Genomic DNA, 9,491 nt, shown 5'->3' with positions numbered 1-9,491 from the left:
CTGTACCTGATTTTGTAAATTCGTGTTTAATCCAATGCATGCACACACTGAATCCATCTGAGCTATCGCGTATCGTCGAAATGGCCTGGGAAGACCGCACTCCCTTTGAGGCAATCCATGCGCAATTTCAGTTGAGTGAACCCGAGGTCAAGGCACTTATGCGCAGTGTCCTAAAGCCGAGCTCCTATCGTCTATGGCGCGCGCGAGTCACCGGACGACAAACTAAGCATCGGCAATTGCGCGACCCTGATGTGCAGCGTGCTTATTGTCCAACCCAATACAAACACAAATAAAGCCATGAATCCTAATCTCACTCTTTATCTCGTTTCTGCCATGATCGGCATCATGGTGTTCTTCACCATCGCCGTGGCACCGACGGTATTTAAGGTGCTGCCTCAGGAGTGGGCGAGTAAATATGTGCGCAATTTCTTTCCTAAGTACTACGCCTTCCTAGGAGCGGTCTCGATCATTGCCTCCTTCTTGGCGAACGACACGCTTAGCATGGGATTGTTAGTGGGATGCGCAGCCTTATTCTTCATCTCCTTATGGGTTCTCACACCCGCCATTAACCGCGCGTCGGATCAAGGGCACAAGAAAAAATTTGGGATCTTGCACGGCTTGAGCATAGTGATCAACTTTATCCAGCTCGGGAGCTTTGTTTATCTAGTTTGGTGATACAACCGATAATTCCCCTAAAAATAGTCAACCAATTTGTTTTCAGCACATTTAAGAAATTCCTGATAGCGTAGCCCTATTGTCATAAGGAGTATTACGCATGAAACGTATTTTTCTGTTCCTAATCACCAACATTGCCATCATGTTGGTGATCACGATCATCATCAATATCTTTGGCTTAGGCCAGATCTTGGATGAGCAGGGTGTTGGGCTCGATCTGACCTCCTTGCTGATGCTCTCGGGAGTGGTGGGCTTTACGGGATCATTTATTTCCTTAGCTCTATCTAAAACGATGGCCAAGCACTCCACCGGTGCCTATGTGATTGAGCAACCCCGTAACGAGCAGGAGCAGTGGCTCGTAAATACAGTAGCTCGGCAAGCCAAGGAAGCAGGTATTGGCATGCCCGAGGTGGCAATCTACGACTCACCAGATATCAATGCCTTTGCAACCGGGATGATGCGTGACAGTTCCTTGGTGGCGGTGAGTACTGGCTTATTGCGTGGCATGACCCGCGATGAGGCGGAGGCGGTATTGGCTCACGAGGTCAGCCATGTGGCCAATGGCGATATGGTGACCTTGGCGCTGATTCAAGGAGTCATCAATACCTTTGTTTTCTTCCTCTCGCGCGTGATTGGTCACATTATTGATCGGGCGGTCTTTAAGACCGAGCGTGGGCATGGTCCTGCTTACTGGATCACTACCATCATTGCGCAGTTGGTCTTGGGTATCTTGGCCAGTGCGATTGTGATGTGGTTTAGCCGTCAGCGGGAGTACCGTGCCGATGCCGGCGCAGCCTATCTAGAAGGTAAGCAGAAGATGATTCGGGCATTGGAACGCCTGCAGAAGTCGATTAACGAGCCTCATTTGCCTGAGCAGTTAGAAGCCTTTGGAATTTCAGGTGGTATGGGCACTGGCCTTAAGCGTCTTTTCATGAGCCATCCGCCATTGGATGAGCGTATTGCTGCCTTGCGCAATATGGCCGATTAATCCTGGATGGTTGGCGCTTTACCGCCAACCATCACATCCCAACAGAAGTACCAATTTCCCCAGAAAAACTGGTGGTATTCAAATAGTCCGTACTCGTACTAAAATAGTACGCATATAGACTAATTGGAAATACCATGAGTTATCTCCGTTTCATCCGCAGCCTCGCGAGTACCTACCAAGCCTTTGAGGCTTACTCGACCAAGCACATTAAGGGAATGGGTCTTACCATGACCCAGTTTGATGTGATTGCTACTTTGGGCAATCAACCGCCGATGACCTGTAAGGAGTTGGGCGAGAAGACTTTGATCTTGAAGGGTACGATGACGGGCGTGCTGGAGCGCTTAGAGCAAAAGGGCTTGATTACAAAAATACCCAATGCGGAGGATGGCCGCAGTTACCGAATTGGATTGACCAAAGCGGGCGAGCGCCTCTTTAAGAAAGCCTTCCCTGAACATGTGCAGTATTTAGAGCAGGGCTTTGCCAAGTGCAGCACGAAAGAGCTCAATCAAACCATTGAAGCCTTAGACCGAATTCGTAGTCAGTTTATTTAATCCCAATTAACCCAAATTATCAGGAGAGAACATGTCAAATATTGCAGTGGTATTTCATAGTGGCTATGGCCATACTCAAAAGCAAGCTGAGGCCGTTGCCAAAGGCGCAAACGCAACATTGATCGCTATTGATGCCGACGGCAATATTACCGAAGCCCAATGGGAAGTATTAAAGAATGCCAAAGCGATTATCTTTGGCTCACCAACCTATATGGGCAGTGTGAGTTGGCAGTTCAAGAAATTTGCTGATGCCAGCTCAAAATCATGGTTTGGTCAGCAGTGGAAAGACAAGATCTTTGGCGGCTTTACAAACTCAGCCACCATGAATGGTGACAAACACTCTACCTTGCATTATTTCTTTACTTTGGCGATGCAACACTCAGGTATCTGGGTTGGCACTGGCCTCATGCCATCGAATGCCAAGTCCGCAAAGCGCGATGATGTGAACTATGTCGGCTCTTTTGCTGGCGCGATGATGCAAACCCCATCGGATGCCAGCGCCGATGAAGTTAATCCCGGGGACCTCGAGACCGCCCGTTTGTATGGTGAGCGGATTGCCAGAATTGCTAGCCAGTTTCACGCTTAAGCCATGATGCAGATTCGTAAATCGCAGGAGCGGGGCTATGCCAATCATGGTTGGCTTAAGAGCTTTCACTCATTCTCCTTTGCTAATTACTACGACCCTAAGTTTATGGGCTGGGGTAATTTGCGGGTGATTAATGAGGATCGGATTGATCCTGGCACGGGCTTTGGTGAGCACAGCCATCGGGATATGGAAATCATTAGCTATGTTCTCTCAGGCGAGTTGGCACACAAAGACAGTATGGGTAACGTCAAATCCATCCCGCCTGGAGACATCCAACGCATGAGTGCCGGTACGGGCGTCACCCATAGCGAGTTCAACTATGCCAAGGATCAAACCACCCATTTTCTGCAAATTTGGATCCAGCCCAAATTTACGGGAGTCAAGCCAGGCTATGAGCAAAAAACGTTTCCAGCCCAAGATAAAGATGGCAAATTACGCCTCTTAGCCTCCATCGATGGAGCAGAGGACTCGATCACCATGAACGCGGATGCGAAGCTCTATGCCGGTACCTTTAATGGTGATCAATCAGCGATCCTCAAACTGGACCCAAGTCGCAAAGGATATGTGCATCTCATCAAAGGCACCCTGACGGTGAATGGTCAGCGCTTAAGTGGTGGCGACGCTGCCATGATTGCAGATGAGTCAAGGATTGAGATCAGCCAAGGTGAAGAGGCGGAGGTGTTGGTCTTTGATCTTGTGTGAATTACACTCAAGCATTAATAGAACTTATTTGATCTTATGTCACCAAGCTCATCCAAACTTGTTCGCCTATTCCTAGCCGGACTCTTAGCGGCGTTTCCTCTGATAGCAACGGCTCTGCTGATTGCCTTTGTAGTGGGGATCGTGATTCGTTGGCTTGGACCATCGAGCGCAGTCGGCAGTGTGATGGCAAAGATGGGCTTAGGCATTGCAGGTTTTGAGTGGGTTGGTTATGTCATTGGCTTGGCGATTGTGATCCTAGCCTTGCTCATTCTTGGTCTGTTGGTTGAGAAGGGTTTGCAGAAGGGATTTACGGCCATCATTAATGGCTTGGTTCGGAAGATACCAGTAGTACGAACGGTCTATGACACCATTCATAGCTTTGTGAGTCTGGTTGCCAAGCGGGATGATGAGGAGTTGAAAACGATGCGCCCGGTATGGGTGCATTTTGGTGGAGCGGGTGGAGTGTCAGCGCTGGCTTTGCTCTCATCCCCCCAAGCGGTAATGGTCAAAGATCAGGCCTGCTATGCAGTAATCGTGCCAACCGCACCAGTACCGATTGGAGGGGGCTTGCTCTATGTGCCAGTTGACTGGGTAAGCCCTGCCGAGATTGGTATGGAAGAACTAACCAGCATCTATGTGTCGATGGGGGTTACATCACCTCAGTTTATGAAGACCCATCTAGATTCCACAAAAGTAATTCCGAAGTAAGCATTTAATCTTTCAGCCTATGTCACAAAGCTGTCATATATTTCTATATAATTGGAAATATGAAAAATATTGATGCCATCCAAGTCCTTTTAGCCTTAGGGCAGGAGACTCGACTCAATATCTTCCGTCTAATCGTGCAACGCGGAGATATTGGCTTGACCCCGAGTCAATTGATTGAGAAGTTAGGCATTCCCAATGCAACCTTGAGCTTTCATCTGAAAGAGCTAGTCAATGCCAAGCTGTTATTGGTAGAGCGCCAAAGCCGCAACTTGATCTATCGCCCTAATCCCAATGTGATTGAGGATCTCAGTGAATTTTTATTGGATAACTGCTGCCAGGGTCAGTCCTGTAGTACTCCTAAATCGAAGAAAAAAGTCGCATGCCCATGAAAAAATACAACGTACTCTTCTTGTGTACCCATAACTCTGCCAGGTCTGTTCTGGGGGAGGCGCTAGCCTCCACCCATCCCAGCGGTCTCTTCGTGGGCTATTCTGCAGGCTCAACCCCAGGCACCCAAGTCAATCCCTTTGCCAAGGAGTTGGCCTTGGAGATGGGCTATGACGAATCCAAATTACGCAGTAAGAGCTGGGATGAGTTTGGTTTACCCAATGCCCCTAAGATGGATTTCATTATTACGGTCTGCGATAACGCGGCGGGTGAGGTATGCCCCGTCTGGCCAGGCAATCCTGCTACGGCACACTGGGGATTTCCCGATCCATCGCAAGTCACTGGAACCGATATCGAGAAGCGTCTTGCATTTATCGAAGTGATGAACGGTCTCAAAAAACGCATTGATTTGTTAGCCAGCATGCCGCTCGATAAACTCGACTCGATGGCTCTGAAAGATATTCACCACAAAGCCTCATGAAGTCCTACGCGGCCGAGTTCTTCGGCACCGCATTACTGCTTACGATTGTGGCGGGTAGCGGCATCATGGGTGAGACCCTCTCGAATGGTAATGCAGCCGTGGCCTTGCTCGGTAATAGCATCGCCACCGGAGCAGGGCTCTATGTCTTAATCGTGCTCTTAGGCCCGATCTCCGGCGCACACTTTAATCCAGTGGTGAGCCTGATGTTTTGGAAGCTGGGGCATCTCAATCTCAACAAGCTACTTGCCTATTGGGCATGTCAGTTCAGTGGCGCCATTGCTGGGATTTGGGTAACGCATCTGATGTTTGGTCTAGCAATCTTGCAAGAGTCAATCAAGGTGCGCACTGGTGTTGGTATTTGGGTTAGTGAGTTGATCTCAACACTCGTGCTTCTCTCGGTGATTCGGATTGGGGATCAGGCGGCAAAAGATAAGGTGCCAATGTTGGTAGCGCTTACTGTCACTGCGGGTTACTGGTTTACCTCATCCACTTTTTTTGCCAATCCTGCGGTCGCTGTGGCTAGAAGCCTCACCAATACCTTTGTGGGCATTGCGCCTGCCGATGTGTTGGGCTTTGTCAGCGCTGAACTGATTGCTGCCCTCGTGATGGTAATGTTGTTTTGTAAGGCGAGTAAGTCGATCCATCAACGATAGGGCGTAATCTTGTCGGCGTTGAGAACGTAGGCGCTACTGCCAATCTCAGAATAAGTTCGACCCTCGCTCAGAATGCCTTCCACCCAGATGGCATCCATGGTGCGCACCTTCGAGCCCTTTGGGGGCTTGACCAAAATAATTTGATTGGCCGGAGGTGGTGGCGAATGAATGCAGGCACCAAAGTAGGGGACTAATAAAAACTCACTACTTTGCATGCGTTCCGCGTCAAGTAGCACCACATAACCAGGAATACGAATGGCTTTACCGATATAAACCTTGGATGGCGGCGCGGTGTCCCAAGCTTTCTTTAGTCGAGCATAGGCCTCATCGGCCTTGGGGTCGCCATCCATTAAGCTGCCATAGCGGCGCATGCGAGTGACCTCCAAGATCATTTTCTTGCGCCAACCCTCAGGCATCAGATCATCCCACTCGATCTCTTTATAGGTAGTAGCCTCACTGCGAAGTGGATGCGCCCCAAGCATGAGGCCCAGTAAGCTGACACTCGATAAGCGTAAAAAGGATCGTCTCATGTGGATGGGGGATTTAACTCTTCGTTGAGTGCCATTCTATAGGCTTTGATGGCCGGAATGCAGGCACAGAGGAGCACCACAATCACCAAGGCGAGTAAGGAGAGTAGATCATGGGTAGTCGGAAGCCCAATGCTGGTGACCACGCCCCAGGAGGTGCGGAAGTAATCGGCTGATAAGAGGATCGCGATCTGTAACATCAGCCAGCCTAGTGCAATACCAATTAGACTAATCAAGAGCGCTTCAAAAAGTACAAGGCGTAACAGTTGATAGGGCTTGGCTCCAATCGCCCGAAAGATGGCCAACTCACGACGTCGGTTCTCCAGTGAGACCAATAGGGTGGCCGTGATTCCTAGGATGGTCGTGATCAACACCCCTAAAGAAATAATTAAGAGCGCGTTCTCAGCCACCTCCATGGTGGACCATAAGTCATCTAAGGCAACCCCGGGCATCACACCCATAAGCCCTGCATTGGGCAGGGCGTCGATTTGGCGCCGTGCTGAGAACACGCTGCCGCGATCCTTGAGCCCGACATAGAACGCACTCACCTGAGAATCCGGATTGAGCTTGGCAAACTGAATTCCGCCTTCCTCAATGTCATGGAGCGCATCAAAGGCATTGGTGGAAATGAACACCGCGTTATTGATGGGGGTGCCATTAGGCTTTAGGATACCTACCACCCGAAAGGGCGAGTTACTGTGGTCTTGCTTGGGGCCGGTACCTGAGCCATGGGTAATGGCAATTTGTTCACCTAGTTTCAGTTGGGTGTTCTTAGCCACGTTAGAACCCAGCACGACCTCAAAGAGTGTGGGATCGGTCAGTGCCTTACCTTCGGATAACTCGAGATGGCGACCTTGAGCCTTAATGCGAGTAAAGAACTCAATACTCGTTCCCACGACTGGATAGCCCCGAAAGCTATCGCCTAATTGCACAGGCACTACCCAGGCCACAGGCTTCATACTCATGAGGGACTTTTCATAAGAAGCGGCAATCGTGTTGGTCGCTCGACCAATATGAAACACGCTATACAAAATGAGTTCGGTGGGACTTCCTTTGGCACCCACTACTAAATCGACACCGCTAATGGCATTCGAGAAACTGGTCTTGGTGTCATCGCGGATCTTAAAGACCCCAAGCAGTATCGCCACTGAGATAGCGGTCGATAAGACCATAATCAATAAGCCGCCTTTGCGAGCTAAGGCGCTCAAAAGTGTAATGCGTAACCAAATCATTAGGCAGCCACTTTCTGGGCAAAGCCGATGCGCTCATCAAATTGCTCGCTCAAGCGCTCATCGTGACTGACCATCACCAAGGCAGTGCGTTGCTCTTGCGCAAGACTCAAAAATAAATCCATGAGTTGGGTCTGATTCTGCCAATCCAAGGCTGAAGTGGGCTCATCTGCGATCACAATCGATGGGCGACCGATAAAGGCCCGTGCCGCTGCAACGCGTTGCTGTTGACCAATCGAGAGCCGATGTGCAGCTTGGGTGAGGAGAGCCGGAGCGAGACCTAGGCGTTCTATTAAATGCGACAGTGCGGAGTCTAGGGAGCCAAACTCCGCAATGGCAGCTTGACGCCGCTTGGGATACAGATGGGTAGGCAACAGGATGTTATCGGCAACATTAAGGTAAGAGATCAAGTTAAATTGTTGAAAGATAAAACCCATTTCCTCGCCGCGTAAGCGATCTATCGCACTCCGACTTAAGTCCTGTAAACGTTCGCCATGGATCCAAATCTCACCACGCTTGGGTGGCATCACCCCGGCGAGCAGATTTAATAAAGTACTTTTGCCACACCCCGATGGCCCTGAGATGAAGAGACTCTTCCCAGGGGCCACCGAGAACGATAGATTGGTAAAGAGTGGCACCTGAGCTGGCCAAGCAAACTCCAAATGCTTAACCTCAATCGCGAGGGAGTGGGGCGAGCGTCTCACTTAAAAGTTAACCGTACTGGAATCGCGTTTGGCGGTCGCTGATTTTTGACCCCAAGGACCAACTGACTCTACCCGAATCTCTTTGAGACGTTTGTATTCCGAAAAGAGGCCAATGCGAAGTTGTTTGAGTGAACCGAGTTTGGCACAGTTCAGGTCAAACTGATAGTCCAGATCGGCATGCTTACCTGCTTGATCGCGCACGATGGTACTGCTAATTAATTTGGGGGAGCACTCTGCGTCATTATTTGCCACAAAGAATGCGCCAGGATTCTGCAGTTTCTGGTTCATAGTATTAATGGCATTGGTCTCCGCCTCTGTCTTGGGGGCGCGCTCAAACCCAACGAGCGCCTCCAGTGGAAGCTTCATGTTGCCAATTGCCCTACCAGACTCAATTGTGAGCTCAAGTTTGCCCTTACCATGCTCATGCGCATGGCCATGTTTGGCTTGAGCCAGAGCATGTCCGCTTGTGAGGGATAAAGCCCCAATTAATAAAAAAGGAATAATGATCATCGCTGGCTCTTTAAAGGAAATAACTGTTGATCAACCCAACATACTACCTAGAAATTAATCCCATTTCATGAATGGTCTATAAAATATGTGGGCTTAGTCATTTATGACGTTTTTGTAATCGATCTTTATCCACAGGACCCATCAATGCGTGTTCCCAATCGCTGGACTGCCATCTTTTTAACTCTTCTTTGTCCATTGCTTTTGATCGCATGTCAATCGACTGGTAAAGATGGCAAACCATTGACCCCAGCCGAGATTACGCAAAAGCGCGAAGCAATGATCAAAATGGCAGAAAATGGCCTTAATCTTTTGTTAAAACAAGACCCTAAGGTGCGTAAAGATATTGAGAGTGCGGCAGGCTATGCCGTATTTAATACTACTAATGTGAACGTCATCTTGGTGGTGGTGGCGCGCGGCGAGGGGGTTTTATTCGATAAGCGCTATAAAGACCAACCGGTCTTCATGCGTGATATGAAAACCGGCGAGGGTCTCGGCGCTGGGTACCAAGAGCAATATCAAATTATTATCTTTAAGACCCAAGATGCCATCGAACAATTTATTCTGACTACCGTTGATGGTCAGCAGTTAGGCCTTGATGTCGAGGCGAACTTCTCGGCCGGCTCAAGCAGTACGATCCGCTCGTTTAATCCGAATGTGACCTTCTACACCGTGGGCATCTCGGGCTACGATTTGCAAGCCAATTATGGCGGCGCTTTATACATGGTTGATCAGCAGCTCAATACCCCAGCGGTCTTAAAAGCCATTCAAGAGCGCCGTCAGAAGAAATAAT

15 protein-coding genes are annotated in these 9,491 nt (G+C 49.4%); 11 read left to right on the top strand and 4 right to left on the bottom strand.

Translation table 11 applies throughout. From position 1 onward, the window contains the following. The first annotated feature begins 38 nt into the window (after positions 1 to 38). From QUE66_RS05725 to QUE66_RS05680, 10 genes are all read left to right on the top strand, one after another. Positions 39 to 293: a TIGR03643 family protein gene (locus QUE66_RS05725; RefSeq protein ID WP_286223121.1), complete on the top strand. Its 255-nt coding sequence runs from the start codon at positions 39 to 41 to the stop codon at positions 291 to 293. Positions 294 to 297: 4 nt separating this feature from the next. Further along, a complete protein-coding gene (locus QUE66_RS05720) occupies positions 298 to 675 on the top strand; it encodes a DUF4149 domain-containing protein (RefSeq protein ID WP_286223120.1) in 378 nt (125 codons plus the stop codon). A 100-nt stretch (positions 676 to 775) separates the two neighbouring features. After that, positions 776 to 1,663, top strand: coding sequence for a protease HtpX (gene htpX, locus QUE66_RS05715; RefSeq protein ID WP_286223119.1), 888 nt, complete (start codon positions 776 to 778; stop codon positions 1,661 to 1,663). A 134-nt stretch (positions 1,664 to 1,797) separates the two neighbouring features. Beyond that, a complete protein-coding gene (locus tag QUE66_RS05710; protein WP_286223118.1) occupies positions 1,798 to 2,214 on the top strand; it encodes a MarR family winged helix-turn-helix transcriptional regulator in 417 nt (138 codons plus the stop codon). A gap of 31 nt (positions 2,215 to 2,245) precedes the next feature. Next, positions 2,246 to 2,800, top strand: coding sequence for a flavodoxin family protein (locus QUE66_RS05705; protein ID WP_286223117.1), 555 nt, complete (start codon positions 2,246 to 2,248; stop codon positions 2,798 to 2,800). A gap of 3 nt (positions 2,801 to 2,803) precedes the next feature. Next, positions 2,804 to 3,502: a pirin family protein gene (locus tag QUE66_RS05700; RefSeq protein ID WP_286223116.1), complete on the top strand. Its 699-nt coding sequence runs from the start codon at positions 2,804 to 2,806 to the stop codon at positions 3,500 to 3,502. A gap of 36 nt (positions 3,503 to 3,538) precedes the next feature. Further along, on the top strand, positions 3,539 to 4,210 hold the full coding sequence (locus QUE66_RS05695; RefSeq protein WP_286223115.1) for a DUF502 domain-containing protein: 672 nt from the start codon (positions 3,539 to 3,541) through the stop codon (positions 4,208 to 4,210). 59 nt (positions 4,211 to 4,269) lie between these two features. Continuing rightward, the gene (locus tag QUE66_RS05690; protein ID WP_286223114.1) at positions 4,270 to 4,599 is read left to right on the top strand and encodes an ArsR/SmtB family transcription factor; all 330 of its coding nucleotides are present in this window, start codon (positions 4,270 to 4,272) and stop codon (positions 4,597 to 4,599) included. After that, entirely contained in the window at positions 4,590 to 5,078 is a 489-nt protein-coding gene (locus QUE66_RS05685; protein WP_286223113.1) for an arsenate reductase ArsC, read from the top strand. Before QUE66_RS05690 ends, QUE66_RS05685 begins: the two co-directional genes overlap by 10 nt. Further along, complete coding sequence (locus tag QUE66_RS05680; protein ID WP_286223112.1) at positions 5,075 to 5,731, top strand: aquaporin; 657 nt, start codon at positions 5,075 to 5,077, stop codon at positions 5,729 to 5,731. The genes QUE66_RS05685 and QUE66_RS05680 overlap by 4 nt, the downstream gene beginning before the upstream one ends. Here the strand turns inward: QUE66_RS05680 and QUE66_RS05675 are convergent. From QUE66_RS05675 to QUE66_RS05660, 4 genes are read right to left on the bottom strand one after another with little or no spacing between them, the layout of a single operon-like run. Beyond that, on the bottom strand, positions 5,722 to 6,261 hold the full coding sequence (locus tag QUE66_RS05675; RefSeq protein WP_286223111.1) for a DUF3299 domain-containing protein: 540 nt from the start codon (positions 6,259 to 6,261) through the stop codon (positions 5,722 to 5,724). The two genes, QUE66_RS05680 and QUE66_RS05675, sit on opposite strands and share 10 nt — an antisense overlap. Next, positions 6,258 to 7,490: an ABC transporter permease gene (locus QUE66_RS05670; protein WP_286223110.1), complete on the bottom strand. Its 1,233-nt coding sequence runs from the start codon at positions 7,488 to 7,490 to the stop codon at positions 6,258 to 6,260. The genes QUE66_RS05675 and QUE66_RS05670 overlap by 4 nt, the downstream gene beginning before the upstream one ends. Beyond that, positions 7,490 to 8,191 carry an ABC transporter ATP-binding protein gene (locus QUE66_RS05665; protein ID WP_286223109.1) on the bottom strand — a complete coding sequence of 234 codons (702 nt, stop codon included), beginning with the start codon at positions 8,189 to 8,191 and terminating at the stop codon, positions 7,490 to 7,492. The genes QUE66_RS05670 and QUE66_RS05665 overlap by 1 nt, the downstream gene beginning before the upstream one ends. Then, the gene (locus tag QUE66_RS05660) at positions 8,192 to 8,701 is read right to left on the bottom strand and encodes a ZrgA family zinc uptake protein (RefSeq protein WP_286223108.1); all 510 of its coding nucleotides are present in this window, start codon (positions 8,699 to 8,701) and stop codon (positions 8,192 to 8,194) included. 144 nt (positions 8,702 to 8,845) lie between these two features. Here QUE66_RS05660 and QUE66_RS05655 point away from each other — a divergent pair, with 144 nt between their 5' ends. Continuing rightward, positions 8,846 to 9,490, top strand: a complete 645-nt coding sequence (locus QUE66_RS05655; RefSeq protein WP_286223107.1) for a lipid-binding SYLF domain-containing protein — start codon at positions 8,846 to 8,848, stop codon at positions 9,488 to 9,490. The last annotated feature ends 1 nt before the right edge of the window (position 9,491 follow it).

The sequence above is a fragment of the Polynucleobacter sp. HIN6 genome (genome assembly GCF_030297575.1).
Classification (GTDB): Bacteria; Pseudomonadota; Gammaproteobacteria; order Burkholderiales; family Burkholderiaceae; genus Polynucleobacter.
The sequence above is the reverse complement of the archived record's forward strand: the minus strand, read 5'-3'. Positions and strand labels throughout refer to the sequence as shown.

Bases quoted from the DNA above. Each gene is read 5' to 3' on its own strand.
- QUE66_RS05710 (WP_286223118.1), top strand. From the start codon at position 1,798: ATGAGTTATCTCCGTTTCATCCGCAGCCTCGCGAGTACCTACCAAGCC.
- QUE66_RS05725 (WP_286223121.1), top strand. From the start codon at position 39: ATGCACACACTGAATCCATCTGAGCTATCGCGTATCGTCGAAATGGCC.
- QUE66_RS05670 (WP_286223110.1), bottom strand. From the start codon at position 7,490: ATGATTTGGTTACGCATTACACTTTTGAGCGCCTTAGCTCGCAAAGGC.
- QUE66_RS05675 (WP_286223111.1), bottom strand. From the start codon at position 6,261: ATGAGACGATCCTTTTTACGCTTATCGAGTGTCAGCTTACTGGGCCTC.
- QUE66_RS05690 (WP_286223114.1), top strand. From the start codon at position 4,270: ATGAAAAATATTGATGCCATCCAAGTCCTTTTAGCCTTAGGGCAGGAG.
- QUE66_RS05655 (WP_286223107.1), top strand. From the start codon at position 8,846: ATGCGTGTTCCCAATCGCTGGACTGCCATCTTTTTAACTCTTCTTTGT.
- QUE66_RS05695 (WP_286223115.1), top strand. From the start codon at position 3,539: ATGTCACCAAGCTCATCCAAACTTGTTCGCCTATTCCTAGCCGGACTC.
- htpX (WP_286223119.1), top strand. From the start codon at position 776: ATGAAACGTATTTTTCTGTTCCTAATCACCAACATTGCCATCATGTTG.
- QUE66_RS05680 (WP_286223112.1), top strand. From the start codon at position 5,075: ATGAAGTCCTACGCGGCCGAGTTCTTCGGCACCGCATTACTGCTTACG.
- QUE66_RS05705 (WP_286223117.1), top strand. From the start codon at position 2,246: ATGTCAAATATTGCAGTGGTATTTCATAGTGGCTATGGCCATACTCAA.
- QUE66_RS05720 (WP_286223120.1), top strand. From the start codon at position 298: ATGAATCCTAATCTCACTCTTTATCTCGTTTCTGCCATGATCGGCATC.
- QUE66_RS05700 (WP_286223116.1), top strand. From the start codon at position 2,804: ATGATGCAGATTCGTAAATCGCAGGAGCGGGGCTATGCCAATCATGGT.
- QUE66_RS05685 (WP_286223113.1), top strand. From the start codon at position 4,590: ATGCCCATGAAAAAATACAACGTACTCTTCTTGTGTACCCATAACTCT.
- QUE66_RS05660 (WP_286223108.1), bottom strand. From the start codon at position 8,701: ATGATCATTATTCCTTTTTTATTAATTGGGGCTTTATCCCTCACAAGC.